Raw genomic sequence first — 25,789 nt, 5'->3', positions numbered from 1 at the left:
TGCATGCGCAACTACAACGGCGGGCATGCGGCATCGACCGAAGCGGCAACGTGCCGCCTGGCGGCACGAACGTGCGTCGCTCGACACGGGCCGCCGACCGACGCGGAGACGTGCCGCCCTACGGCACGAACCTGCGTCACTCGAGACCCACCGTCTGCCGACGCAGAGACGTGCCGCCCAACGGCACGAACGTGCGTCACTCGGGACCCACCGTCGGCCGACGCAGGAGCGTGCCGCCCTACGGCACGAACCTGCGTCGCCCCCGGGCCGCCGAGCGGCGCGCCCCCGGTCAGCCGAGCGTGGCGCTCGCCGCCCGCAGCTCCTCCAGGGCACGAAGCGCGTGCGGCGCGAGGTCGTCGTCCGCGTCCCGCTCGCCCTCGGCCCACGCGGCGTAGCCCCGCTTGAAGGCCAGCACCCCGAGCTCGGCCGCCAGGTGCGCCGTCGGGTCGGGGACGCCCCGTGCGACGAGGGCCTCCGTCATCGCGGCGGCGAGGCCGACGCTCTTCAGCGCGTCGCGCTCCTGCAGCTCCGTGCTGGCCGCGACGGCGGCCCGGATCCGGGGGCCGAGCTCGCGGTTGGCCGGCCCCATGGTGCTCGACGCCCGCTCCAGGCCCGCTGCGACGGCCTCCAGCGGTCTCGCCCCGGGCGGGGCCTCCGCGATCCCGTCGGCGAGCAGGCGGCTCAGGGTGTCCTGGCCCGCGACGAGCAGCTCGCGCTTGTCCGGGAAGTGCCGGAAGAAGGTGCTCTTCGTGACGCCGGCGCGCTCCGCGATCTCGGTCACCGTCGTCGCGTCGTATCCCTGCTCCACGAAGAGGTCGACGGCCGCGACGACGAGTCGCTCACGTGCTCCGGGTCGCCAGCGGGCCATGCGGTCGATGATAGGCGGGGGTCGGTGATGGGACATGTGTCCCGTCAGGTGCTACGGTCGACGGGATAAGAGTCCCATCACTCGAAGGATCACCATGCACGTCTTCGTCACCGGCGGCACCGGCACCATCGGCACGCCGGTCGTCTCCGAGCTCCTGGCCCACGGCCACACCGTCCTCGCCATCGCCCGCTCCGCGTCCTCCGCGGAGACCCTGGAGCGCGCGGGAGCCGAGGTCCTCCGCGGCTCGATCGCCGATCTCGACGTCCTGCGGGAGGGCGCGGCCCGGACCGACGGCGTGGTCTCGCTCGCGTTCGGCCGGGACTACGGAACCGCCGAGGCCCTGGCGCAGAGCATCGCCGAGGAAGGAGCCGCACTCGCCGCGCTCGGGGAGGCCCTCGTCGGCACGGACCGGCCGCTGGTGGCGGTGTCCGGCACCCCCTGGATCCCGGGCCGGGTCTCGACCGAGGCGGACCCGTTGCCGACCGACGGTCCGGTCGGTGGCCGCGCCCGCACCGTCGCGGCCCACCTGGGCCTGGCCGACCGCGGCGTCCGCAGCACGGCGATCCGCCTGCCGCGAACGGTGCACGAGGACGGCCTGGGCGGGTTCGCGGGCCTCCTGGCCGACGCGGCCCGCCGGACGGGCGTCGCCGGATACCCGGGGGACGGTGAGCAGCGGTGGCCGGCCGTGCACGCGCGCGACGCCGCGGTCCTGTTCCGCCTGGTCCTCGAGTCGGCGCCCGCCGGGACGGCCTGGCACGCGGTCGCCGACGAGGGCGATCGGGCCCTGGACATCGCCACCGTCGTGGGACGCCGCCTCGGACTGCCCGTCGAGTCCGTGCCGGAGGAGGCGTTCGGGCCGTTCGGGCCGGTCTTCGCGATGGACCAGCCGGCCTCGAGCACGCACACCCGGGAGGCGCTCGGCTGGGAGCCCACGCACCCGGGGCTGCTCGCGGACCTCGAGCTGCTGCAGCCCGGCGAGGCCGAGGTCCGCGTCGGCTGAGGCGAGGGTCGGTTCAGCGCCCCGTCGGCGCCGGCACGGTCCGCAGCTTCGTCGCGGTGCTCGCGCGCGTCGTCCCGTCGACCGGCGAGAGGTACGTGTAGCGGTAGGTCAGCCTCGACCGGCGCGGGACGCGGACGAGGAACGCGCCGCGGGCGTCGGTGCCGACGGTCCGCACCGGCACCCAGCCGGTGCCGGAACGACGCTGCAGCTGCACCGTCGTCGCTCCGGTCGCGGTGCGGACCTGGCCCCAGATCGTGCCGGCGCGGGCGGTCCGGTAGCCGAAGATCGGGTTCGGGAACGCGGCGGCGATCGGCTTGGGGCGGCCGTCGAAGAAGTGCAGCCCCGACTGCCAGCCGGGCGGGTCGACGGGCCTGCGCACGTCGCCCTCGTCCATCCACTCGTACTGCGCGAGCATCTGGACGCGCGGGTGGTTCCAGGCGATCCACCAGCCCCACTGCGACCAGAGCGCCTGTGCCGCGAGCGACACGCCGCGCCCCCGCTCGGGCGGATTCGTCTCGTACGCGTACTCGGTCAGCCAGAGCGGGAACCGCTTCGCCCCGACGACCTTCAGCCGGCCCGTGCGGGTCAGCCGGTCGACGACGCTCGTCAGACGGCTCAGGTCGCCCATCCGTGCGTCGGCCGGCCGCGGCGAGCGGTAGCCGGGCGTGAAGCCGTTGGAGTGCGGGTGATAGGCCAGCGCGTTGCCGCGCGGCGCCCGGAACCCGCGGCACTCCCCGGTGCTCCGCCGGCGGTAGCGGTCGTCGACGCACGACAGCTCGCGGAGGAACGTCAGCGGCGGGGTCGTCCCGTTGATCTTCCGCGGGACCGGGTCGCCCTTCGGCGAGGTCGCCCCGATCGCGATCGGGCTCGTCGGGTCCGACGCCCGGATCGCGTCGTACCCGGCCGCCGCGAGCTTGCGGTAGGCGTGCGGCGACGCCGGGGCGCAGCGTCCTCGGACGCACGTGTTCTGCGGCTGCAGCCAGGTCGCGACGTTCGGCTCGTTCCAGACGATCCAGTCGTCGACCCGCCCGGTGACGTGCCGGGCGACCGCGCGCGCGAACGCCCCGAACCGTGCGGGGCTCGGCCGCCAGCGGCCGTTGCGCCGCGACGGGTCCAGCGACCCCCACACGGGGCCGGGACCGGTGACCACGAGCGTCACCGTCATGCCGTTGCGCCGCACGAGGTCGATCTTGCGGTCCAGCGCCGCCAGCTCGTACGGGACGTCGCCGGTGCCCCCGAAGCCCGCGGGCGGCCGGGTCGCGCCGACCTCCGGGGCCAGGTGCGACCACTGCGCGAACAGCCGGACGTTGCGGACCCCGGCGTCCCGCCACTGCGCGACGATCGGCGCGGGGTCGCCGTGGGTGCCGTTGAGGACCGCGTCGTCGGCCATCGTCGTGACGACGGAGCGGGACGCCTGGGCGGGAGCGGCGGCCACGCCGGAGGCGAGCAGCGGCGCGGCACCGCAGAGCAGCACCGCGGTGGTCCTGATGGTCCGGCGGAGCCGGTGGGCTGGGGGCACGACCGGACTCCTGCGGACGGGACGGGGGACGACGACCGCCGCGGCGGTCACCGGGGCTCACGGGGAGGAACCCCGCCGGAGCGCCGAAGTTGTGGGCGGCGGTCCGGACGTCGGCGGACGGGGCCCGTCGGTCGCGGGCCGCGCGGCCGGCCGGCCGATCCCCTCAGTGCCCGAACTCGTCCGAGTCCGTGATGCCCTCGCCGCCGCGGTCCAGCGTCGCGAGGCGGGCGAGGTCGTCCTGGGTCAGCGCGAAGTCGAAGACGTCGAGGTTCTGGCGCTGGCGCTCCGGGTCCGCGGACTTGGGGATCGGCACGCAGCCGAGCTCGAGGTGCCAGCGCAGCACGATCTGCCCCGGCGTCCGCCCGCGCTTCTCGGCGATCGCCGCGACGACGGGGTGCTCGCGCAGACCGGCGTGCCGCCCGCCGAGCGGGCTCCACGACTGGCAGACGACGTCCTTGCCGCGCAGGTACGCGCGCTCCTCGCCGCGGGGCCTGGTCGGGTCGAGCTCGATCTGGTCGACGTCCGGCACCACGCCGGTGGCCTCGATGACGCGGTCCACGTGCGCCGGCTTGAAGTTCGACAGGCCGATCGCCGAGACGCGGCCGTCCTCGAGCAGGCGGACCAGGCCGCGGTAGGCGTCGACGTAGCGGTCCTGCGCCGGGTTGGGCCAGTGGATCAGCAGCAGGTCGATGTAGTCGACGTCGAGCTTCGTGGCGCTGCGCTCGAACGCGTGCTGCACCTCGTCGATCCCGTGGTCCTCCTTGTTGAGCTTCGTCGTGACGAAGAGCTCCTCGCGCGGGACGCCGCCCGCGGCGATCCCGCGGCCCACGCCCGTCTCGTTGCCGTAGTTGAACGCCGTGTCGATCAGGCGGTAGCCGATGCCGATGGCCTGCGCGACGGCCTCCTCGGCCCCGCGGTCGTCCAGCGGCCACGTGCCGAGCCCGAGCCGGGGGATCTGCGCGCCGTTCTGCAGCGGGATCGTGGGGGCGGGGGTCGTGCCGGTCGTGCTCACGATCGGCACGTACCCACGGGCGACGGGGGCGGCACGGGGGTTCCGGGGCCTCGTCCGCCCCGGGTCCGGGTCGCTCACCGCCCGGTCAGGTACCGCACGAGCATCCGCTCCGTCTCGCGCACGTAGGCGTCGGGATCGATGCCCTCCTGCGGGTTCAGGACGAGCCCGTGGGTGACCGACTCCGCGACCTGGACGACGAGCTGCGCCGCGATCGCGCGGTCGGGGACCCGGACCTCGGGACGCGCCGACAGGTAGCCGTGGACCGCCTCGACGGCGGCCTCGACGGTGCGCTCGAGCCGGCGGCGCAGGGCCTCGGGCCGCGGTGCCTCCTCGAACAGCACGCGGTGCAGCGCGGGGTGGGTGCGGTGCAGGGCGACGAGCGCGTGGAGCATCCGGCAGACCCCGTCCTCGATCGGCGGCGCCTGGGTGACCATGTCCGTCAGGAGCGGCGTCAGCGCGGCGGAGGCGTCGTCGAGGTGGCGCTCGACCAGCGCGACGAGGATCGCGTCCTTGTCCGGGAACTGCTCGTAGACGGTGCCCACCGACACGCCGGCCCGGTCGGCGATCCGCTCGGGCGTTCCCGCCTCGTAGCCGTGGCGGGCGAAGACCTCGCCCGCGGCGGCCACGATCGCGTCGATCGTGCTGCCGTCCCGCTCGCGCACCGGGGAGCGCCGTGCCGGTCCTCCGCGCTCGGGGCTCACGGCCGGGTGTCGGCGGGCGCGGGGCGGCGTGTGACCATCACCGCATAGTAGAGCGGGACGGCGGTCGCGCGGCCCCGGGGTTGACGATCGTGCACGGGGTCGAGGGGCACGCCGCCCGCCGGGCCCGCACCACCTGGGCCTCCCGGGCGACCGGACCCGGGCCACGTCGCCCGCCGGCACCTCGACCCCCGGCGTCGGACCGGCGGGGCCGCGGGTCCGACGCCGTCCCGGATCAGGTGACCGGGCGGGTCAGCGGCCGCACCTCGGCCCGGGTCAGCGCGACGAGGTCCGCGGGGGAGAGCTCGATCTCCAGGCCGCGGCGCCCGGCGCTGACGAAGACCGTGGGAAAGGCCGTCGCGCGCTCCTCGACGAGGGTCGGCAGCCGGCGCCGCTGGCCGAGCGGACTGATGCCGCCGGTCACGTACCCGGTCGCCCGCTCGGCCTCGGCGGGGTCGGCCATCGCCGTCCGCTTGCCCAGCGCCCGCAGGTCGAGCGTGTCGCCGGCCGGGATCGCGCAGACGGCGAGCGCCCCGTCGCGTCGGACGACGAGGGTCTTCAGCACGCGCCCGGGGTCCAGGCCCAGCGCCTCGACCGCCTCCAGCGAGTACGAGTCGGCCGCCGGGTCGTGCGCGTACTCGTGCAGCTCGAACGCGACCCCCGCCCGGCGCGCGGCGGTCGTCGCGGGGGTCTCGCGTCCTGCCACGGTCAGGCCCCGAGTCGCGCGACCCCCGCGGGGGTCAGCGCCCAGGTGCCGTCCGGGAGCGCCTCGGCGTGCCCGCGCGCGGCGAGGTCGGCGAGGTTCAGCGGGGTGCGCATGTCGCCGTGCCCGCGGCCGATCTCCCCGTCGATCGCGCCGACCGTCACGCCCACGCCCGCCCGCCCTCCGGCGAGCCGGCCGAGGGCGGTCGTCACGTGGACGAGGTCGCGAGCGCTCATCGGTCGATGGTCGCAGCCGGCGTGGGTCGCCGACCCGTCGGCCGTCCGCCGCCGTGGGTCCCCGTTCGTCCCCGCCGGCCGGGCCGCGCGGGTAGCGTCGGTGCATGAGCCTCGTCGTCATCGCCCACATCCGTGCCAAGGAGGGCCAGGAGGCCGCGGTGGAGGAGGCGCTCTCCGCCCTCGTCCTCGCCAGCCACGACGAGGAGGGCTGCATCGCCTACGCCCTGCACCGCAACGTCGAGGACCCGCGGGACTTCTCGACGGTCGAGCAGTGGGCGAGCCCCGAGGCGATCGGCGCGCACTTCGAGACGGACCACCTGAAGGCCGTGCTCGCGCGGGCGGAGGAGCTGCTCGACGGCGCGCCCGACATCCGCACGTACTCCGCGATCCCCGTCGGTGGGGACAAGGGCGCGCTCTAGCCCAGAGCCCCTCAGGCCGCGGTGAGGTGCTCGAGGACCAGTTCCGCGAACGGACCGGGTGCCTCGACGTGCATGTGGTGGCCGACGCCCGGCAGCGAGGCGACCCGCAGCCCGCCCGGGAAGCGGTCCTCGAGGTCGTCGAACTTCTCGGCGCCCATGCACGCGTCCGCCAGGCCGCGGACCACCAGCGTGGGGACGGGCACCCGGCCCAGGGCGATCCGGCGGGCCTCGGCGTCGGCGATCGTGCGGGGGATGCCGCGGTAGTAGCCCAGGGCGGCCGACAGGCGGCCCTGGCCCTCGAGGCCCGACCTGATCGTCGCCAGCTGGTCCGGGGTCGGGTCCCAGCCCGGGGACCAGCGGCGCACGAGGTCGTCGATCCAGCGCAGCCCGTCGCGGCGGATGATCCGCTCGGGCAGCCCCGGCACCTGGAACTGGAGCATGTAGCGGGAGCGCCACAGCTGCTTGGCCGACGGCTTCGTCAGCACGGTGTGGGCGTGCGGCAGGCCGGCCATGACGATCCGGCGCACCCGGTGCGGCGCGAGGGTCGCGACGGTGTGTGCGGTGCCGGCACCCCAGTCGTGCCCGACGACCATGAGCTCCTCCTCGCCCAGCGCGTCGGCGATCGCCAGGACGTCGCCGGCGAGCTCGAGCAGCGTGGTGCTGCGGCCGGGCGGCAGGGACGACGGGCCGTAGCCGCGCATGGCCGGGGCGACCGCCCGGAACCCGGCGGCGGCGAGCGTCTCGCACAACGGCACCATGCTCCAGACGCTGTCGGGGAACCCGTGGAGGACGACGACGAGCGGACCCTCGCCGCGCTCGACCAGCGCCAGCTCGACGTCCCCCGCGTCCACGAGGCGGTCGATCGACGGGCGCGCGGTGCTCACGGCCGGAGCGTCGCAGGAGCGCGGGCGCGGGTGCCGGTCGGGGGGCGCGGTCCGGGTGACCGCCGGCCCCTCCGGGCGGGGCCGTGCGGCGGGGCCCGCGGGCACCGATGCGGGCCGGGTGCGCGGGTCGGGGTGGCGCCGACCGGCCGCATCCTGCACAATGGCTCGCGTGACCCTCCGTCACAGCACGCAGCTTCTTCCCGCGGGCGCCCTTGGCGTCCGCCGCGGCGTGCTCGTAGTAGCCGGCCTCACGGCCGGCCTCCGCTAGGCACCGAGACCCGCCACCGGCTCCCGCCGGTCCCCGCGTCTCGAGCCTCCCGAGTCCGCCGCTCCACCCCGAACACGGGGAGCGTCGTCGTGCGTTCCCCCGGAACCACGAAGACCATGCTCCCCACACCGCACCGCCCGCACCGCACCTCGATTCCGGCCACCGGCCTCGGGTCGATCGTCGTCGTCGCCCCGCAGCTCGCCCTCGTGGCGGACCGCGACGTCGTCGTCGAGGTCGCGGTCGCCGTCGGGATGGGCGAGGGGGCGTTCACGGCCCAGGACCGCGTCCGCTGGGCCGACGCCACCCGGCAGGAGACCGGCCACGCACGGCGGGAGGCGGCCCGATGAGCGCCACGGACCGCACGCGGGCCACCGCCCCGTCCTCCTCGGCCGCCCCGTCGGCCTCCTCCGCCGGCGACGCGGAGCCCGCCACGCGGTCGGCCGTCACCGGCGCCGACCGCCTGGTCGAGGCGCTGGTCGCCGAGGGCGTCGAGCTCGTCTTCGGGCTGCCCGGCGGCGCGTCGCTGGCGCTGCACGACGCGCTGGACGCCTCGCCGATCCGCCACGTGCTCGTCCGCCACGAGGCCGCCGCAGGCCACGCCGCGGAGGGCTACGCGAAGGCGTCGGGCCGGGTCGGGGTCGCGATCGTCACCAGTGGTCCGGGCGCGACGAACCTCGTCACCGCGATCGCCGACGCCTACGCGGACTCGCTGCCGACCGTCTTCATCACCGCCCAGGTGCCGACGACGCTGCGCGGCTCCAACGCGTTCCAGGAGTGCGACGTCATCGGGATGACCGCCCCGGTGGTCAAGCACGGGATCGCCGTCGAGCGCGCTGACGACGTGGGCACCGCGGTCCACGAGGCCTTCGTGATCGCCGCCACCGGCCGTCCGGGACCGGTCGTCGTCGACGTGCCCTCCGACCTGCTGAAGGCGCCGGCCCGGGGACCGCAGGGCGAGCCGTCGCTGCCCGGCTACCGGCCGCGCAGCACCCCGAACGGCCGGCAGCTGCGACGCGCCGCGGAGGCGATCGCGGCCGCCCGTCGGCCCGTCCTCTACGCCGGCGGCGGCGTCGTCCACGCGGGTGCCGAGCGCGAGCTGACCGCGCTGGCCCGCCGCCGGGACCTGCCGGTGGTGACGACGCTGATGGCGCTGGGCGCCTACCCCCAGGGCGACGTGCGCTGGCTCGGGATGCCCGGCATGTACGGGACGGAGACCGCCAACCGCGCGCTGCACGACGCCGACCTGATCGTCGCCGTCGGCGCGCGGTTCGACGACCGGGTCACCGGCAGCCTGCCGTCGTTCGCGCCCCGCGCCCGGGTCGTCCACGTCGACGCCGACGCGTCCGAGGTCGGCAAGAACGTCGCCGCCCACGTGCCCGTCGTCGGCGACGCGCGGGCCGCGCTGGCCGGCATAGCCGAGGCGCTGGACGCGCTCGCCGACGCCCCCGACGCGTCCGCCCTGCGCCCGTGGTGGGAGCGGATCGCCGCCTGGCGCGCCGCGCACCCCGCCCGCCGCCCCGCCCACGAGGACGGCGTGGTCTCGGCCGAGGCGACCCTCGACCGCCTGCAGGCCCTCACCGCCGGTCGCGCGATCGTCACCACCGACGTCGGCCAGCACCAGATGTGGGCCGCGCAGCGCCTGCGCTTCGCCGGCGCGCGGCGGTGGATCACCTCGGGCGGCCTGGGGACGATGGGCTTCGGCCTGCCCGCCGCGATCGGCGCGTCCCTCGCCGTCCAGGAGGCGGTCCGCGGGACCGGGACGCTCGGCGACGGCACCGCGGTCGACGCCGACACGCCGGTGGTCTGCGTCACCGGCGACGGGTCGCTCGTCATGCACCTGCAGGAGCTCGCCACCGCGGCGGACGCCGGTGCGCCGGTCAAGGTCCTGCTCTTCGACAACGCCTCGCTGGGCATGGTCCGCCAGCAGCAGGACACCCACTACGCGGGGCGCCGTGCGGCGTCCGCGCTGCCGGGTCTGGACTGGGAGTCGCTCGGCCGCGGGTTCGGCGTCGCCGCGCGCTCGGTGGAGGATCCGGCCGACCTCGACGACGCCCTGGAGGAGCTCCTGGCCGCCGACGGCCCGGCGCTCCTGCGCGTCGGGATCCCGGTCGACCAGGGCTGCGACCCGACGTTCGCGGCCGGCGCTGCGGCGGTCCGGCAGGACTAGCGGCGGAGCTCCTTCTCGAACCAGAACGCCGCGCGGGGATTGCCGTTGTAGTCGGGGATCTCGCGGTACCCGGACGTCAGGTAGACGTGTCGCGCGTCGGGTTGCGCGGCACCCGTGTCGAGGCGGACCCGCCGGTGCCCGGCGCGCACGGCGGCCCGCTCGAGCTCCGCGAGCAGGGCCCGGGCGACCCCGCGGCCCCGGCCCGACGGCCGCACGTACATCCGCTTGACCTCGGCCGTGGGCCCGTTCGGATGGTCCTCGCCGAAGAGGCGCTTGCACCCGCCGCAGGCCACCGGCTCGTCGCCCAGCCGGCCGACGAGGAACGTGCCGTGCGGCGGCGCCAGCTCGTCCGGGGTGGCCGTCGGGCCCGCGGGTGCGTCCGCGGGCGCGGGGCCGTAGCGCTCCTCGAGCTCGGCGAGGAACTCCCGGAGCAGCGTCGCCCCGGGCTCGGCGTCGGCGCGCTCCACGCGGAAGACCACGCCGGGGCCGGGCTGCGGCGGGGGCGTTCGGGCCATCGCCCCATCGTAGGTCGCGGGGTCACCGGACGCCCTCGGCGCACGGCGCGGGACCGGTGATCGGCCGCGACGGCCCGGACGGCCGACCGGCGTCGCGGCCTACCGGCGGTAGGTCTTCTCCCCGTCCGGGCCGCCACCCGCGAAGATGCAGACATGAGCACGGAGCAGGCGGACGTCATCGTCGTTGGCGGAGGGCTCGCCGGGCTGGTCGCCACGGCCGAGCTCGCCGACGCGGGGCGGACGGTCCTGCTCGTCGACCAGGAGCCGGAGCAGTCGCTCGGCGGCCAGGCGTTCTGGTCGCTCGGCGGGCTGTTCCTCGTCGACTCGCCCGAGCAGCGCCGCATGCGGATCAAGGACTCCCGCGACCTGGCGTGGCAGGACTGGCTCGGGACCGCCGCGTTCGACCGGCCGGAGGACGAGTGGCCGCGTCGTTGGGCCGAGGCCTACGTCGACTGGGCGGCGGGCGAGAAGCACGAGTGGATCACCGAGCAGGGCATCAAGCTCATGCCGCAGGTCAGCTGGGCCGAGCGCGGCGGCTACGACGCCGGCGGCCACGGCAACTCGGTGCCGCGGTTCCACCTCACGTGGGGGACGGGCCCCGGCGTCATGGCGCCGTTCGAGGCGCGGGTCCGCGCGGCGGTCGTCGCCGGGCTCGTCCGCTTCCGGTTCCGCCACCGCGTCGACGAGCTGATCGTCGAGGGCGGCGCCGTCGTCGGCGTGCGCGGCCGGACCCTCGTCCCCAGCGACGCCGTCCGGGGCGCGAAGAGCTCGCGCGAGGAGACCGGCGACTTCGAGCTGCGCGCCGAGGCGACCATCGTCACCTCCGGCGGCATCGGCGGCAACCACGACCTCGTCCGCGAGAACTGGCCCGCCCGCCTGGGCGCCGCGCCGAAGCACATGATCTCGGGCGTGCCCGACCACGTCGACGGCCGGATGATCAGGATCACGCAGGACGCCGGCGGCGAGACGATCAACCCCGACCGCATGTGGCACTACGTCGAGGGGGTCCAGAACTGGGACCCGATCTGGTCCCAACACGGCATCCGCATCATCCCCGGGCCCTCGTCGCTCTGGCTCGACGCGACGGGCAAGCGCCTGCCGGTGCCGCTGTTCCCGGGCTTCGACACCCTCGGCACGCTCGACCACATCATGCAGACGGGCCACGAGCACACCTGGTTCGTCCTGACGGAGCGGATCATCGAGAAGGAGTTCGCGCTCTCCGGGTCGGAGCAGAACCCCGACATCACGGGCAAGAGCGTCCTCGAGACCCTGAAGACCCGCCTCTCCTCCGGGCCTCCCGGGCCCGTTCAGGCGTTCATGGACAAGGGCGTCGACTTCGTCGTCGAGAAGGACCTCGAGACCCTGGTCCGCGGGATGAACAGCAGGACGGACACGCCGCTGATCGACCTCGAGAGCCTGCGGAAGACGATCGTCGAGCGCGACCGCGAGGTCGAGAACCCGTACACGAAGGACCTGCAGCTGACGGCCATCCACGGCGCGCGCAAGTACCTCGTCGACCGCATCACCCGCGTCGTCAAGCCGCACCGCCTGCTCGATCCCGAGGCGGGTCCGCTGATCGCCGTGAAGCTCCACATCCTCACCCGCAAGACGCTGGGCGGCCTGCACACCGACCTCGACGGTCGCGTGCTGCGGAAGGTCGACGGCCTCGTCCCGACGCCGCACGGCGAGGCCGGCGCGGGCGCCCGCGAGCCGGTCCCGGGCCTGTACGCGGCGGGCGAGGTCGCCGGTTTCGGCGGCGGCGGGATGCACGGCTACCGCGCGCTGGAGGGCACCTTCCTCGGCGGCTGCCTGTTCTCGGGTCGTACGGCCGGCCGCGCAGCAGCCAAGGCGCTGGGGTAGGGGGCGCGGCCCGCGGTCAGGGGCCGGCCACGTCCTGCGACGCCGCGGTCACCCGCGGCTCCTCGGTCGCCCGCAGCGCGGCCGCCCGGAGCTCCCCCGGGGCCGCGGCGAGAGCCGTCGCGAGGGGGCGGTCGGCCGGGCCGATCGCGTGGACCGACCGGGCGCCGCGGCGGCCCAGCTCGGCCGCCGCCGACGGATCCACGCGGCCGCCGAGGACCGCCACCGGCGTGTCGATCACGACGGCGCGCCGGACCACCGCGTCGACCGTCTTGCCCTGCAGCGTCGAGGCGTCGACGCTGCCCTCCGCCGTGATCACGAGGTCGGCGAAGCGGGCGAGCCCGTCGAACCCGACGAGGTCGAGCACCGCCTCGCCGCCGGGCCGCGGGACCGCACCGAGGACGAGCAGCGCGTACCCGAGGCCGCCCGCCGCCCCGCTCCCCGGGGTGTCGGGATCGCGGCTCGCCGCCCGGTCGCGGGCGCCGTCGCCCGCCCCGTCGGCGCCCCCACCGTCGCGCAGGGTGGCCGCCCACACCGCCAGGGCGGCGTCGTAGGCCTCGACCTCGTCCGGGGTCGCGCCCTTCTGGGGACCGAACCGGCGGGCCGCGCCGTCGGGGCCCCGCAGCGGGGCGTCGACGTCGTGCAGCAGCTCGAGGTGGACGCCGGTCAGGCGCGGGTCGAGCCCGGCGAGCGTGGCGTCCACGGCGGTGGGGTCCGCGATGAGCGCCGCGCCGTCGGCCGGCGCCCGGACGCCGAGGGCGCGCAGGAACCCCGCACCGCCGTCGACGCTCGCGCTCCCGCCCACGGACACGAGGATCCGACCGGCCCCGAGGTCCAGGGCGGCCCGGACGAGGTCGCCGACGCCCGCCGACGACGCGCGACCCACGTCCCGTGCGTCCTCCGGGACGGCGGCCAGCGCGATCGCCTCGGCCGCCTCGACGAGGACCGTCGGTCCGTCGTCCTCGCCCCGAGGCTCTCGACCCAGCACCCCGATCCGCGCCTCGGTCGGTCGGCCGTGCGCGTCCCGGACGCGGACCGCGACGGGATCGGCGTGGCCGCCGTCGACGAACGCCTGCAGGGTGCCCTCGCCGCCGTCGGCGACGGGGAGCTCCAGCGGCCAGCCGCCCGCGTCGCGGACCCCGGCCGCCAGCGCCCGGGCGGTCTCGGTCGCGTCGGTGGCCCCGCGGAGCTTGTCCGGCGCGCAGAGGACGACGGGGGCCAGCTCGCGCACGCGGTCGGCCAGCGCGTGCCAGGGCGCCACGTCCCAGGACCGGCGCGCGCGTCCGGACGGCGACGGCAGCACCCAGACCTCGGCGCCCCCGACGCACTCGGGCTGCGGGCCGAGGGACACGGGGCGACCGAGGGCCGTCGACCCGGTGGTCTTGCTCGTGTAGGCGACGACGCGCGCACGGCAGGCGCGCACCTTCGCCGCGACCGCCTCGGGGTCGAATCCGGCGGCACCGACCTCCGCGTCCGAGCCGGACGCGTGCTTGTCGAGGTCGCTCAGCGCGACGCCGAACGCCGCGGCGGACCGGAAGGCGGTCGGTGCGAGCGGGTCCGGGAGCAGACCGGTCGCGTGCAGCGTCGGCCAGAACGCGTTGCCGGGGCCGGCGTACGGTGCGCCGACCCGGGCGCTGACGGCACCCGCGGCGGTCCCGCAGAAGAGGACGCGCGCGCCGTCGGGGAGGACGTCCTCGAGCACCGGGGGTTCGAAGGACGGCGCCATCGCGTCATCCTGCCACGGCCCACCGTGGCGATCGACGCGGGGGCCGCCGCCTACTTCCGGCCGTCGACGGCCTTCTGCAGCTGCGCCTTGCTCATGGTCGACCGGCCGTCGACGCCCAGCCGCTTGGCCTCGGCGTAGAGCTGCTTGCGGGTCCGGCCCTTGGGCCGGTCGGTGCCGGAGCGCTCGCCTCCGCGCTCCCCCGAGCTCTTGTCGTCGAGCGAGGTCTTCGACGCCTCGTCGGACTCGCCGGCGCGGGCGCGCTCCTTGTTGACGGTGCGGGCCGCGATCTCCTCGGCCACCGACTCGCTCCTGCCCTGCTCCTGCACCGACTGCTTGATCTTCTCGAACTGCCGGGCGCGCTTGGAGCCGGGCTTGACGCCGTTGGGCGGCATGGGGCACTCCTCGATGGAGGGGGTGATGCCCTCGCCGCGCGACGTCGCGCGGCGAGGCGTCCCTCGATTACCCCGTGGATCGGGCCGTCATTCGCGGCCCGGTCCTACTCCCACTTCCACCCGTCGATGATGGTCTGCGCGTGCTGCTCGCCGTCGGCGTCGTCGTCCGCGGCGGTCGAGACGGTCACGGTGTAGAGCGCGTCGTCGTGGATCGACGCGATCTGGCGCTGCACGAGCTCCTGGTCGCCCTGCGTGCGCCGTAGCGTCCACCGCACCGCGTCGTCGCCGTCGAGCTTCAGCGGATCCTCGGCGTCGGGGACGGGGGCCGACAGCGAGGTGGCGGCCTGCTCGCGGAGCTGCTTCTCGAGCTGCTCGATCTTCACGCCCTTCAGGCTCGCCGGGTTCTCGCGGATGATCACGACGTTGGCCGCGAACTCGCTCGCGCTCGTGCCGGGCTCGGCGTAGGTCTTGTCGATCCGGATCGCGGTGCCGGCGGTGCGCGCCGAGGCGTCCTGCCAGCCCTGGGGGACCGTCGTGCGGTACCCGGTGCCGGTGATCTCCGTGCCGGACGTCGCGCCGGAGGCCGTCGTGCTGGCGCTCTGCGCCGCCGTCGTCCCGGTCGACGCGGAGGTGGTGGTCTCCTCGTCGTCGGAGCCGCAGCCGCCGAGGGCGAGGACGAGGCCGACGGCCAGCCCGGGGACGAGAGGGTGCACGCGCATCGCGTCAGGGTACGGCCACACCCGGCGGGGCGCCAGGGGGTCGGGCGTCCGATCGCCCCCGGGCTGGCCGATGGGCACCCGCCATCGCGCGTCCCGCCCCCGGGCAGGACACCGCCGCGCCCGCGCTACCGCCAGCGCCAGGAGCGCAGGAACGCAGCGAAGACCCGGACGTCCTCGTCGGCTGTCGCGCGCTTGGCGTTCAGGGCGATCGTGAACACCGCGCCGTCGCGCACCACCGCGACGCGGCGCTGCAGCACCGTGGTCGGGCCGATCCGGCGCAGGGCCGCGAAGCTGACGGCGGCCTCGCCGTCGACCGTCAGCCGGGGACCGACGTCGACCTCGGCGCCGCCCGCCTCGGCCTCGAGCCGACGGCGCAGGACGTCGCGCAGCTGCACCGCGTCACGGCGCCTCGCGAGGCGGTCGGGGGTCCGGACGATGAGGATGTTCGACGCCACCCCGCTGCCGCGGCCCTTCACGTAGGTCAGGTCGAACGCGACGCCGCTGCCCTCGTAGCGCCGGGCCCCGTCGTTCCAGCCGGTCGGCACCCGCACCGTGTAGCCCGTGCCGGTCATCCGACCGGAGGCGACCATCGTGCCGCCGACCAGGTCGGCGTCCTCCTCGGCCGGCGGCGTCGGCCGGCGGGGCGTCGGCCGAGGCGCGCTCGTGGTCACCGTCGTCGGGACGCTGACCGTGCGGGTCGGCGGCGCGGTGGTCGTGGCGACGGTCGACCGCGTGCGGGTCGTGGTGGCCGTCGGCCGTGACGCGGCGGTGGACGTCGGTGGTTCGGGGACGGACGAGGGCCTCGAGGCGGCGTTCGGGGCGGTCACCGTGACCGTCCGGACGTCCTCGTCGGCGCCGCATCCCGCGAGCGCGACGGCGCAGGCCGCCGCGGCACCGGGGACGACGGCAGGCACACGCATCGCTGCAGCGTAGAGACGTGCGCGGCGTCGGGGGGCACCGTACGCGTCAGCGCAGCCCGTCCCAGACCTCGCGTCGGGGGCCGTGCGGGTCGTCCTCGACGGCGCCCTCGCCCTCCGGGCCGCCGAAGACCCGCACCGCACGGCGTCGCGGCTCGTACGCCGGCCAGCCCGGATCGCCGTCGCGGGCGAAGGCGACCCACGCCGCGTGCATCTCCGCGGCCAGGGCCTCCGGGGCGTCCGGGCCGATCATGCCCCAGCCGCTCTCCACCCGCGTCGTGTCGAACGCGAAGGCGATCTCGACGGCGTGCGCGGCGCCGAGGGTCCCGTCGAGCTGCGGCGAGCCCCAGCGGAACTCGTAGACGTGCGTCGCCGCCGGACCGCCCCAGCGGGCCTCGGCCACGCGGATCGCGGGGATCCGGAAGAACCAGTCGGAGATCAGCGCCTCGAGCCCGTCGCCGGGGGTCGGCGCGTCGGCGTAGACCGCGGCGCTCTCGGCGGGCAGCCGGTAGGCGTCCCCGGCGAACGGCAGCGCGTCCGCGGTGACCTGGTCGAGCATCCCCAGCGGCGCCAGCCAGAAGCGGTACTCCTGGGAGTTCGCGCCGATCAGGACGGGGACCGCGGGGACGCGGTCGTCCGTGACGGCGTCCTCGCCGGACGCGTCGGCGAGCGCGTCGATCGGGCGACGCGGGACGACCCGGCCGTCGACCACCGGCTCGTACGCCATGCCGTCGAGGCCGACCTCGCCCCAGCCGAGGCGGTCGGTCGTCGAGACCTCGGTCCCCAGCTGCAGCTGCGCGGCGATGAAGTCGTCGATCGGGACGGTCGCGAAGCCCGCGGCGGTGGGCTCGACGCCGAGGCGACGGCCGAGCTCCTCGGCCACCCGGGTCGCGCTCTGCACGGACTGGACGTGGTGCCCGGCGCCGCTCTGCGCGATGACGCCGTGGAACAGGCCGCTGGCCTCGGGCGACGCCAGCAGCGTCACCGCGCTCATCGCGCCGGCCGACTCCCCGGCGATCGTCACGCGACCGGGGTCGCCCCCGAACGCGGCGATCTCGTCCCGCACCCACCGCAGGGCGGCGATCTGGTCGAGCAGCCCGCGGTTGTGCGGCGCGTCGGGCAGCAGACCGAAGCCGTCCATCCCGAGCCGGTAGTTGATCGTCACACAGACGACGCCGTCGCGGGCGAACGCGCTCCCGTCGTAGACGCCGACCGCCCCGGTCCCGCCGCGGAACGCGCCGCCGTGGATCCAGACGAGGACGGGGAGCGGCCCGTCGCCCGCCCCGTCCGACCCGCCGGCGACCCGCGGGGCGGGCGTCCAGACGTTCAGGTTCAGCACGCCCTCGCCCGGGATGATCGGGTCGCTGAGCATCGTGTCGAACGGCGGGAGGTAGCGGGGCTTGGGCGGCGTCGGCCCGTACGCGGAGGCGTCGCGGACCCCGTCCCACGCGGGCACGGGCGCGGGCTCGGCGAACCGCAGGGGCCCCGTCGGCGGTGCGGCGTAGGGGATCCCCTTGAACGACGCGACCCCGTCGGCGACGACCCCGCGCAGCGCGCCGGCGCGGGTGGTGACGACGGGCAGTCCGACGGCGGAGTCGTTCATCGGCGGGACGCTACCGGGGGCGTCCCGGGGGGCCGTGGGCACGGGCGGCCCGTCGCCGGGGCGGTCCGGCGAAGGCCATGGCGACCGCAGGCGCCGCCGTCCGGTGATCAGGCCGGGCCGGGCGACCCGTCGGCGGCCGTCCCCGTCCCCGCCGCCGCACCGTCGTCCGTCGTCGCGCGGGCCGCCGCGTCGCCGCCGGTCGCCGGGCCGCCGCCGGCCACCCGGCCGTCCCCGCCGGCGTCCTTGTACCGCTTGGGGCTGCCCAGCCGCCGGTAGCGGTGGCCGTAGTTCGGGCGGTAGACGTGGGAGCGGCGCTCCTCCTCGCCCGTCGCCAGCGCCGGGCCCAGGATGATCAGCGCCTGCGTCGTGATCCGGTGCTCCTTCAGCGTCGCCGCGAGCTCGTCCAGGCGGCAGCGCAGGACCACCTCGTCGGGCCACGAGACGCGGTAGCCGATGGCGACCGGGCTGTCCGGCGCGTAGCCGCCGGCGAGCAGGTCCGCGACGAGCTCACGGGGCCGGCGGACCGACAGGTAGAGCGCCATCGTCGTCCCGTGTCCGGCGAGCTCCTGCAGCCGCTCGTTCTCCGGCATCGGGACGCGGACCGCGCGGCGGGTGAGGATGAGCGACTGCGCGACCTCGGGGACCGTCAGCTCCTGACCGAGCGCCGCGGCCATCGCCGACAGCGAGCCGACGCCCGGCACGATCTCGTAGGGCAGGTCCATCCGCCGGCACGCGTTGATCTGCTCGTGCAGCGTCGCGTAGATCGCCGGGTCCCCCGACTGCAGGCGGCAGACGGTCAGGCCCTCCCGCTTGGCGCGCGCGAACAGCTGGATCACGTCCTCGAGCGTGTGGTCGTCGCTCGTGAGCACCTCGGCGTCCTCGCGGGCGTGCTCCATGACCTCGGGCGGGACGAGGCTGCGCGGCCAGACGACGACGTCGGCCTCGCCCAGCGCCCGCGCGCCGCGCAGGGTGATCAGGTCCGCGGCGCCGGGCCCGGCGCCGACGAAGACGACGCGGCCGCCCTCGAGGTCGCCCGCCTCGGCGGCGTCGGTGTCGTGCTCCGTGCTCATCGCGGCACTCCCGCCGACGCGAGCAGGCGTCGAGCCCGCTCCAGGGTCCAGCCGACGACGACGAGGCTGGCGTGCAGCCCCGGGGCCGCCCAGCCCTCGGGGCGACGGCCGACGGTCCAGGCGGGAGCGCTGCCCGCCCCCGAGTCCAGCGCGATCGCCGCGGACGGGCGACCGTGGCGCCGCTCGCCGGCGTCGTGCAGCGGGCCGTCCGAGGCGGCGACCAGCTCGACGGAGCCCGGAACGCCGCCCGGGCCGGGCCGGGCGGTCGCGGCCAGCAGGTCGCACATCGGGTGGCCGTCCAGGGAGGCGGCGAGCACGGCGACCCCGGCGCCCTCGGCGACGATCGGTGCGCCGGCGCGGTGCAGCGCGACGATGGCGTCGCGCATCGCCCCGTTGGCGGCGAGCGCCTCGGCGAACGGCACGGGGGCGCCGTCGCCGAGCACGAGGGCGACCGTGCCCGGCGGCAGGGCGTGGTCGGCGGCGAGGTCGACGACCGCGACGGCCGCGCCGAGGGTCGTCAGGGCGTCGCGCAGCTCGCGCGCGGGGTCGAGCAGCACGGGACCGCCGGCGATCGCGACCACCGGCCGGGCCCGGTCCGCCGCGGTGCTCACGCGGCCACCCGGCCGGGCGTGGTCGCCCCGCCCGTGAGCACGTCGACGGGCAGGAGCCGTGCGCCCGCGGCGTCCGCGACGACCCGCCCGAGACCGAGGCGCACGCGTCCCTGCTCGCTGTCGAAGAGGACGACGCCGTCGGCGGTGCGGCCGAGCCGGGTCGCGGCGCGCACGGCGGCGGCCAGGCCGACCTTGCCGCCGGAGGCCCGGCCGTCGGTGACGACGACGCAGAGGGACCGGCGCTCCGGATCGCGCAGGCGGTGGGCGGCGATCAGCGTGGACGCGGCGTCGAGACCGGCCGCCAGCGGCGTGCCCCCGCCGGTGGCCAGGCGCGCGAGGCGGTCGGCGGCCCGCTCCACGGACCCGGTCGGCGGCAGCACGACCTCGGCCTCGCGCCCCCGGAACGCGATCAGGGCCACGCGGTCGCGGCGCTGGTAGGCGTCCATCAGCAGCCCCAGCGCCGCGGCCTTCACCGCCGCCATCCGCCTGCGGGCGCCCATCGACCCGGAGGCGTCGACGCAGAAGACCACGAGGGTCCCCTCCCGTCCGGCCCGGACGGGGGTGCGGTGGTCCTCGGGGCGGACGTCGAGGGTGCGGGGGCGGTCGGCCCCGGGGGACCGGGTCGCGCCGCGCAGCGCCGCGGCCCGCAGCGTCGCGGCGATCGCCAGGTCGTCCGTGTCGTGCTCGCGCGGCCGGACGTCGACGGCCTGGCCGTGCTCGCCGGACGTGCGGCCCCGGCGACCCGCGACGCCGCCGCGTCCCCGGCCGGAGAGGTGCAGCAGCGAGCCGACCCCGGCGCCCGAGCCGCCGCCCGCGGGGGCGTCCGTGCGCTCGCCGGCCGCCGCGCCGGGGGAGAAGGGACGGTCCCGGCCCGTGGGCGGGGCGGCCTGCTGCCGTCCGGCGGGGTCGGTGCCCGGCGCGTCGCCGTCGGGGTCCTGCGCGCCGTCCCGGGCGGCGCCGTCGGACCCGTCGGCGGCGCCGGACGTCGCGTCGTCGCCAGCGTCCTGCGGCTCCCGGCCGGGCGCGCCGCCGCCGTCGGAGGAGGGTGCGTCCCCGCGACCCGGTCCGTCGGGTCCGCCCGGGGGAGGACCGCCCGCCGCGGCGGCTCCCGGCCCGTCCGATCCGGCCCCGTCGCCGGGCCCGCCGTCGGAGCCGCCGTCCGGTCCGCCGTCGCCGTCCGGCCCGTCGTCCGGGTCGGGCTCGCCCGGGTCGTCGTCGCGCGCCTGCCGCAGGGCGTCGTCGAGCTCCTCGGGCTCGAGGCCCGGCGGGTCGAGCGGCCCGCGGCGGCGGCGATGGGGGAGGGTCAGCAGCATCGCCTCGTGGACGTCCTGCTCCTCGACGTCGTCGCGCCCCTCGAGCGCCGCGATCGCGCGGGAGCAGCGGGCGGCGACGAGGTCGGCGCGCATCCCGTCGACGCCCAGGCGCGCGCACGCGCCAGTGATGAGCCGCAGCATCCGGTCGCCGAGCACGACGCCGGGCAGGCGCTCCGCCGCGGCGGCGATGCGTAGGGCGGTCGCCTCCTCCTGCTCGCGGTGGCGGGCGGCGAAGGCGGCGGGGTCGGCCTCGAACGCCAGGCGCCGCCGGACGACCTCGGCGCGGACGGCCGGGTCGGTCGAGCCGGCGACGGTGACCGACAGCCCGAAGCGGTCCAGCAGCTGCGGCCGCAGGTCGCCCTCCTCCGGGTTCATCGTGCCGACCAGGACGAAGCGCGCGGGGTGGCGGGCGGAGACGCCGTCGCGCTCGACGACGGCCTCGCCCTGCGCGGCGGCGTCGAGCAGCACGTCGACGAGGTGGTCGCCCAGGAGGTTGACCTCGTCGACGTAGAGGATCCCCCGGTGGGCGCGGGCCATCAGGCCGGGCTGCAGGACCGCCTCGCCGCCCTGCAGCGCGCGCTCGAGGTCCAGCGTGCCGACGACCCGGTCCACCGTGGCGCCGACGGGCAGCTCGACCAGCGGCGCGGGCCGACCGTCGACGGGCGGCAGGAGCGCCTCGAGGGCCCGGACGGCGGTGGTCTTCGCCGTCCCGCGCTCGCCGCGGACGAGCACCCCGCCCACGTCGGGTGCGACGGCGTTGATCAGCAGCGCGCGACGCAGGTCGTCCTGTCCGACGAGGGCGGAGAAGGGGAAGCGGACGGCGGGCAAGGCGGGGCGGACGCTACCGGACCCCCGCCGGCCGCCGCGGGTCCCGCCCCGGCGTCGCCCGGCGCGGTGCCGGCCCGGCTCACATGTCCTCGAGCTCGCGCCCCTTCGTCTCCGTCACGGCCTTCCAGACGAAGATGATCGAGATGAACGCGAACGTCGTGTAGAGGCCGTAGGCGAGCGACAGCGAGACCGACGAGAGGCTCGGGAACGTCGTCGTGATCGCGAAGTTCGCGATCCACTGCGCGGCCGCGGCGACGGCCAGCGCGGTCGCCCGGATGCGGTTGTTGAACATCTCGCCGAGGAGCACCCAGACCGCGGGGCCCCACGACGTGGCGAACGACACGACGAAGCCGTTGGCCGCGACCAGGGCCAGCACGCCGCGGAAGCCGTCGAGGCTCGGCTCGCCGTCGACGACCGGCGCGGTGCCGAAGAGGATCGCCAGCGCCCCGAGGGTGATGAACATGCCGATCGAGCCGAACAGCAGCAGGGGCTTGCGGCCGACCTTGTCGACCAGCGCGATCGCCACGAGCGTCGAGACGATGTTCACGATCGACGTGATGACGCTCGTGATCATCGAGTCGGACTCCGAGAAGCCGACGCTCTGCCAGAGCTCGGAGCTGTAGTAGAAGATCACGTTGATCCCGACCGCCTGCTGGAAGACCGACAGCAGGATGCCGACCCACACGATCGGCAGCAGGCCGAACTTCGGGCCCCGCAGATCGCGGACGCGGACCTGGCCCTCGCCCTTCAGCGTGCGGACGATGTCGCGGATCCGCGAGTCCGGGTCGCCGCCGACGAACCGCTTCAGGACGCTGCGGGCCTCCTTCTCGCGGTGGTGCGCGACGAGGTACCGCGGCGACTCCGGGATCTGCAGGGCCAGCACGCCGTAGATCAGCGCCGGGACGGCGGCGGCGAGGAACATCCAGCGCCACGCCTCCAGGCCGAGCCACAGGTCGCTGCCCGCGCCGCCCGCGGCCTGGGCGAGGAAGTAGTCCGACAGCAGCGCGACGAAGATCCCGGTCACGATCGCCAGCTGCTGCAGCGAGCCCAGGCGGCCGCGCAGGTGCGCGGGGGCGATCTCGGCGATGTACGCCGGGGCGATCACCGACGCGGAGCCGATGGCGGCGCCGCCGATCAGCCGCCAGACCGCCAGCTCGATCCAGGAGAACGCGAGCATCGAGCCGACGGAGCTGAGGATGAAGATGCCGGCGGTGATGACCATCACCCGGATGCGGCCGTAGCGGTCGGCGATCCGCCCGGCGTACCACGCGCCGACGGCCGCGCCCAGCAGCGCGATCGCCACGACGAAGCCCTGCACGAACGAGTTGAGGTCGAACTCGTCGCGGATCGCCGCCGTCGCCCCGTTGATCACGGAGGAGTCGAAGCCGAAGAGGAAGCCGCCGAGCGCCGCGACGCCCGACGTGAGGATCACCCGCGAGACGTGGAGGTCGTCCTGGGGCTCGGGGGTGCTCGCCGGGGCGTCCCCGCCCGGGCCCGGAGTGCTTGGCTCGACCATGGATCGACAGTACCCCCGGCGGGACCCCGGCAGCCTGCCGCGGGACGATCGGCGGCCCGCGGGCGCCCGGCCCCGGTCGCCGACCGGCCGGGTTCCCCCGTCGTACCTACTCGCCAGTAGCGACCGTGGGCCACGGCACGCACGCCCGGCTACTGGGCAGTAGCCTGCGCGCATGAGGAAGAGCGTGCAGGGTCGGGTCGTGCTGATCACGGGTGCCGCCCGCGGCATCGGGGCCGAGACCGCCCGGGTGCTGGCCCGGCGCGGGGCGAGCGTGTCGCTGGTGGGGATGGAGCCCGACCTGCTGCGCGCGCTCGCCGACGAGCTGGCCGGCCTCGGCCCCGCGCGCCACGCGTGGTTCGAGGCGGACGTGACCGACCAGGCGGCCGTCGAGGCCGCGGTCCGCGGCACCGTGGAGCAGCTCGGCGGCATCGACGTCGTCGTCGCCAACGCCGGCGTCTCCAACAACGGCACCGTGGCCGTCAACCCCGCCGACGCGCTCGTGCGCACGGTCGACGTCAACCTCAACGGGGTCATCCGCACGGTCTCGGCCGCGCTGCCCGAGATCGAGAAGCGGCGCGGCTACGTCCTCGTGGTCGCCTCGCTGGCCTCGTTCACCGTCCTGCCCGGCATGGCCGCCTACTGCGCGTCCAAGGCCGGGGCGGAGGCGTTCGCCAACGCGCTGCGCCTCGAGGTCGCGCACAAGGGCGTCCGCGTCGGCTCCGCCCACCCCGGCTGGATCGACACCGACCTGGTGCGCAACATCGAGGACGACCTGGCGACGTTCCGCCAGGCCCGGGAGCTGCTCCCCGGCCCGCTGGGCGGCACGACCTCCGTGGAGGACTGCGCGACCGCGTTCGCGGACGGCATCGCCCGGCGCAGGCGCCGGATCTACGTGCCGCGCTCGCTCCTCTGGTTCTCCCTGCTGCGCACCCTGACGATCAGCCCCGTGGGCGACGTCGTGCTGAAGCACCAGGCCCGGACCATGGTGCCGAAGATGGAGGCCGAGGTCCGCGCCCTGGGCCGGTCGTTCGGGGCCGCGACGGTCGCCGCCGGGGCCGACGAGCGCGTCGTCGCGCAGCGCGCCGCAGACCGCGGATCTGTCCCGTCGGCTTGACGATCCTCGGATCGGGGAACAGGCTCCCGGTCTGATCCATGCGTGTCCCCGTGCCCCCCATCGCCCTGCCGCACCTGCCCCAGCTCCCCCAGCTGCTCCCGCGCGTGGAGGCGGCCCTGGACGCCGTCGTCGCGCTGGAGCGGGCGCTGCGGACGCTCCCTGCCGCCATCGAGGGCCTGCGGCGGGACCTCGGGGTCCTCACCGAGGTCCGGGACGACATGAAGGGGATGCGTCAGGACATCAAGGGCGTGATCAGCGCGGTCGACGACCTGAAGGTCGAGATCGGCCGCCTGCCCCCGGACGTCACGCACCTGCGCGGCGCGGTCGATGCGATGTACGCGTCGGTCGACCGGATGGAGGACCAGGTCGAGGGCATGAGCGGCTCGCTCCAGCAGATCGACCGGATCGCCGGCCGCGTGGTGCACCCGCTGCGGCGCCGCACCCGCGGTGGCCGGGACGCCGAGGGCCCCGCGGCGGCGGTCGTCGTCGAGAGCCTCGACGACGAGCGGCTGATCGGGCGCGGCACGGCCGACCAGCCGGACTGAGCCCGGACGCCCCGATCCTGGGGGCGTCCCGACGCCGACCGTCGGAGCGTCCGGGCCGAGCCCGGTCGGCGGCCCGTTCAGGCGCTCCGGAGCGCGAAGACCTCGAGCTCGGGCGGGACGCCCTTGGCCCGGAAGCGCTTGCGGCGCCGGGCGACCACCGCGTCCGGCGCGATGCCCGCCACCGCGGCGTCCGAGGCCAGCAGCTCGCTCGTGCCCGCCGCCTGCGCGACGCGGGCGGCGATGTTGACGTCCACGCCGAGGTAGTCCGCACCGACGCGTCGCGGGCGCCCGACGTGCATGCCCGCCCGGATCCGCGGCTGGTAGCCGGCGATCTCGAGGCCCTCGAGGCCCGCCCACATGCGCTCGACGGCGTGCAGCGCGTCCTCCGGCTCGCGGAACACGGCCATCATGCCGTCGCCGAGCCACTTCACGACCTGGCCCCGCCGGCGCTGCACCGCCGGCTCGAGGACCCCGGAGACCTCGCGCAGCAGCAGCAGCGTGGCCTGGTCGCCGGCCTCCAGCGCCCAGTGGGAGAACCCGACGAGGTCGGTGAAGAGGATGGTCATGTCGACCGTGCCGCGGCCGCGACCGTTGCGCTCGGCGGCCGCCTGCCAGACCTGCAGCGCGCCCATCCCGACCTCGTGGACCGCCCCGCCGGTGGTCTGGCCGGCCAGGCGCGCGATCCGGCGGCCCAGGGTCGGGTCCCCGCCCTGGTCCGAGGTCGACAGCGGGTCGCCCAGCCGGTCGTCCCCGGGCAGCCGGCGACGCAGGCGGGCGACGGCGTCGAGGACGCGGCCGTCCTCGTTGAGCTCGCGGATCCGGCGCGCGGCGCGGCGGGCGCGCTCCGCCGCCCCGGGGCCGGTGGGGGCGTCCGGGACGGTCGCGTCCGTCCCCGGCGCGACGTCGGCGGCCGACGCGTCCGCGCCCGGCGGGGCCTCGTCCGCGGGCGTCGCCCCGCGCTCCGGAGCACCGTCGGCGTGCGGCGGCGGTCCGGGATCGGCAGCGGGATCGTGGGGAGCGTCGTCCTCGCCGTGCACGCGGCGACCATAGTGCACCCTCGCCCCGGCTTCCGTGACGCCCGCGGCGGGCGCGGGGGAGGATCTTCCCATCGGGCCTCCGCACGCTGTTACGGTATCCCACGTGCAGGTCGTCGCGGCGCGGCACCTCCGATCCAGATCCTGAACGGGTCCCCGGTCGGCGATGTCCGCGCACGGATGAGAGTCCTCGGCGCCCCGCAATCCGAAGCAGCAGGCTCGTCGCCCCCGGGACAGACCCACGTCTCCCGAGCG

At 76.4% G+C, this 25,789-nt stretch carries 25 protein-coding genes; 7 read left to right on the top strand and 18 right to left on the bottom strand.

What is annotated here, in order from left to right; genetic code table 11:
• Positions 1-289: 289 nt before the first annotated feature.
• A complete protein-coding gene (locus tag Q7T67_RS15410) occupies positions 290-868 on the bottom strand; it encodes a TetR/AcrR family transcriptional regulator (protein ID WP_304791490.1) in 579 nt (192 codons plus the stop codon).
• 94 nt (positions 869-962) lie between these two features.
• Here Q7T67_RS15410 and Q7T67_RS15405 point away from each other — a divergent pair, with 94 nt between their 5' ends.
• Positions 963-1,868: an NAD-dependent epimerase/dehydratase family protein gene (locus Q7T67_RS15405; protein ID WP_304791487.1), complete on the top strand. Its 906-nt coding sequence runs from the start codon at positions 963-965 to the stop codon at positions 1,866-1,868.
• Positions 1,869-1,881: 13 nt separating this feature from the next.
• Here the strand turns inward: Q7T67_RS15405 and Q7T67_RS15400 are convergent, their stop codons facing one another.
• From Q7T67_RS15400 to Q7T67_RS15380, 5 genes are all read right to left on the bottom strand, one after another.
• Positions 1,882-3,387 carry a hypothetical protein gene (locus Q7T67_RS15400; RefSeq protein WP_304791484.1) on the bottom strand — a complete coding sequence of 502 codons (1,506 nt, stop codon included), beginning with the start codon at positions 3,385-3,387 and terminating at the stop codon, positions 1,882-1,884.
• A gap of 163 nt (positions 3,388-3,550) precedes the next feature.
• Positions 3,551-4,399 (bottom strand): aldo/keto reductase, encoded by an 849-nt coding sequence (locus Q7T67_RS15395; protein WP_304791483.1) that lies wholly within the window; start codon positions 4,397-4,399, stop codon positions 3,551-3,553.
• A gap of 74 nt (positions 4,400-4,473) precedes the next feature.
• Positions 4,474-5,100, bottom strand: a complete 627-nt coding sequence (locus Q7T67_RS15390) for a TetR/AcrR family transcriptional regulator (RefSeq protein ID WP_304791481.1) — start codon at positions 5,098-5,100, stop codon at positions 4,474-4,476.
• Positions 5,101-5,332: 232 nt separating this feature from the next.
• Positions 5,333-5,803, bottom strand: coding sequence for an aminoacyl-tRNA deacylase (locus tag Q7T67_RS15385; RefSeq protein WP_304791478.1), 471 nt, complete (start codon positions 5,801-5,803; stop codon positions 5,333-5,335).
• Positions 5,804-5,805: 2 nt separating this feature from the next.
• A complete protein-coding gene (locus tag Q7T67_RS15380) occupies positions 5,806-6,036 on the bottom strand; it encodes a hypothetical protein (RefSeq protein ID WP_304791475.1) in 231 nt (76 codons plus the stop codon).
• Between the two features lie 104 nt (positions 6,037-6,140).
• Here Q7T67_RS15380 and Q7T67_RS15375 point away from each other — a divergent pair, with 104 nt between their 5' ends.
• Complete coding sequence (locus Q7T67_RS15375) at positions 6,141-6,455, top strand: putative quinol monooxygenase (RefSeq protein WP_304791472.1); 315 nt, start codon at positions 6,141-6,143, stop codon at positions 6,453-6,455.
• A gap of 11 nt (positions 6,456-6,466) precedes the next feature.
• On the opposite strand, the gene Q7T67_RS15370 is transcribed toward Q7T67_RS15375, so the two are convergent.
• Positions 6,467-7,339: an alpha/beta fold hydrolase gene (locus Q7T67_RS15370; protein ID WP_304791470.1), complete on the bottom strand. Its 873-nt coding sequence runs from the start codon at positions 7,337-7,339 to the stop codon at positions 6,467-6,469.
• 384 nt (positions 7,340-7,723) lie between these two features.
• Between Q7T67_RS15370 and Q7T67_RS15365 the strand changes: the two genes are divergently transcribed.
• Entirely contained in the window at positions 7,724-7,954 is a 231-nt protein-coding gene (locus Q7T67_RS15365; protein WP_304791468.1) for a hypothetical protein, read from the top strand.
• A complete protein-coding gene (gene ilvB / locus Q7T67_RS15360) occupies positions 7,951-9,774 on the top strand; it encodes a biosynthetic-type acetolactate synthase large subunit (protein WP_304791465.1) in 1,824 nt (607 codons plus the stop codon). Before Q7T67_RS15365 ends, ilvB begins: the two co-directional genes overlap by 4 nt.
• Here the strand turns inward: ilvB and Q7T67_RS15355 are convergent.
• On the bottom strand, positions 9,771-10,289 hold the full coding sequence (locus Q7T67_RS15355) for a GNAT family N-acetyltransferase (protein ID WP_304791462.1): 519 nt from the start codon (positions 10,287-10,289) through the stop codon (positions 9,771-9,773). The genes ilvB and Q7T67_RS15355 overlap by 4 nt on opposite strands.
• Before the next feature lie 153 nt (positions 10,290-10,442).
• Between Q7T67_RS15355 and Q7T67_RS15350 the strand changes: the two genes are divergently transcribed.
• Complete coding sequence (locus tag Q7T67_RS15350; RefSeq protein WP_304791459.1) at positions 10,443-12,149, top strand: FAD-binding dehydrogenase; 1,707 nt, start codon at positions 10,443-10,445, stop codon at positions 12,147-12,149.
• Between the two features lie 16 nt (positions 12,150-12,165).
• On the opposite strand, the gene Q7T67_RS15345 is transcribed toward Q7T67_RS15350, so the two are convergent.
• The 9 genes from Q7T67_RS15345 to Q7T67_RS15305 form a co-directional block, all read right to left on the bottom strand.
• Positions 12,166-13,872: a glycerate kinase gene (locus Q7T67_RS15345; protein WP_304791456.1), complete on the bottom strand. Its 1,707-nt coding sequence runs from the start codon at positions 13,870-13,872 to the stop codon at positions 12,166-12,168.
• Between the two features lie 50 nt (positions 13,873-13,922).
• The gene (locus tag Q7T67_RS15340) at positions 13,923-14,264 is read right to left on the bottom strand and encodes a hypothetical protein (RefSeq protein ID WP_304791452.1); all 342 of its coding nucleotides are present in this window, start codon (positions 14,262-14,264) and stop codon (positions 13,923-13,925) included.
• A gap of 104 nt (positions 14,265-14,368) precedes the next feature.
• On the bottom strand, positions 14,369-14,983 hold the full coding sequence (locus Q7T67_RS15335) for a hypothetical protein (protein ID WP_304791449.1): 615 nt from the start codon (positions 14,981-14,983) through the stop codon (positions 14,369-14,371).
• A gap of 125 nt (positions 14,984-15,108) precedes the next feature.
• On the bottom strand, positions 15,109-15,903 hold the full coding sequence (locus Q7T67_RS15330; protein WP_304791446.1) for a hypothetical protein: 795 nt from the start codon (positions 15,901-15,903) through the stop codon (positions 15,109-15,111).
• A gap of 46 nt (positions 15,904-15,949) precedes the next feature.
• The gene (locus tag Q7T67_RS15325; protein WP_304791443.1) at positions 15,950-17,503 is read right to left on the bottom strand and encodes a carboxylesterase/lipase family protein; all 1,554 of its coding nucleotides are present in this window, start codon (positions 17,501-17,503) and stop codon (positions 15,950-15,952) included.
• Positions 17,504-17,610: 107 nt separating this feature from the next.
• On the bottom strand, positions 17,611-18,573 hold the full coding sequence (gene cobM / locus Q7T67_RS15320) for a precorrin-4 C(11)-methyltransferase (protein WP_304791440.1): 963 nt from the start codon (positions 18,571-18,573) through the stop codon (positions 17,611-17,613).
• Entirely contained in the window at positions 18,570-19,184 is a 615-nt protein-coding gene (locus Q7T67_RS15315; RefSeq protein WP_304791437.1) for a hypothetical protein, read from the bottom strand. Before Q7T67_RS15315 ends, cobM begins: the two co-directional genes overlap by 4 nt.
• Complete coding sequence (locus tag Q7T67_RS15310; protein WP_304791434.1) at positions 19,181-21,325, bottom strand: VWA domain-containing protein; 2,145 nt, start codon at positions 21,323-21,325, stop codon at positions 19,181-19,183. Before Q7T67_RS15310 ends, Q7T67_RS15315 begins: the two co-directional genes overlap by 4 nt.
• Before the next feature lie 79 nt (positions 21,326-21,404).
• On the bottom strand, positions 21,405-22,841 hold the full coding sequence (locus Q7T67_RS15305; protein ID WP_304791431.1) for a sugar porter family MFS transporter: 1,437 nt from the start codon (positions 22,839-22,841) through the stop codon (positions 21,405-21,407).
• A gap of 172 nt (positions 22,842-23,013) precedes the next feature.
• Between Q7T67_RS15305 and Q7T67_RS15300 the strand changes: the two genes are divergently transcribed.
• A complete protein-coding gene (locus Q7T67_RS15300; RefSeq protein WP_304791428.1) occupies positions 23,014-23,955 on the top strand; it encodes an SDR family oxidoreductase in 942 nt (313 codons plus the stop codon).
• 50 nt (positions 23,956-24,005) lie between these two features.
• Positions 24,006-24,500: a hypothetical protein gene (locus Q7T67_RS15295; RefSeq protein ID WP_304791425.1), complete on the top strand. Its 495-nt coding sequence runs from the start codon at positions 24,006-24,008 to the stop codon at positions 24,498-24,500.
• Positions 24,501-24,577: 77 nt separating this feature from the next.
• Here the strand turns inward: Q7T67_RS15295 and Q7T67_RS15290 are convergent, their stop codons facing one another.
• Complete coding sequence (locus tag Q7T67_RS15290; protein ID WP_304791422.1) at positions 24,578-25,537, bottom strand: adenylate/guanylate cyclase domain-containing protein; 960 nt, start codon at positions 25,535-25,537, stop codon at positions 24,578-24,580.
• Between the last annotated feature and the right edge of the window lie 252 nt (positions 25,538-25,789).

Origin of the sequence: Patulibacter sp. (assembly GCF_030655195.1) — a bacterium.
Classification (GTDB): Bacteria; Actinomycetota; Thermoleophilia; order Solirubrobacterales; family Solirubrobacteraceae; genus Patulibacter.
This window is presented reverse-complemented; position numbering and strand designations above follow the sequence as displayed.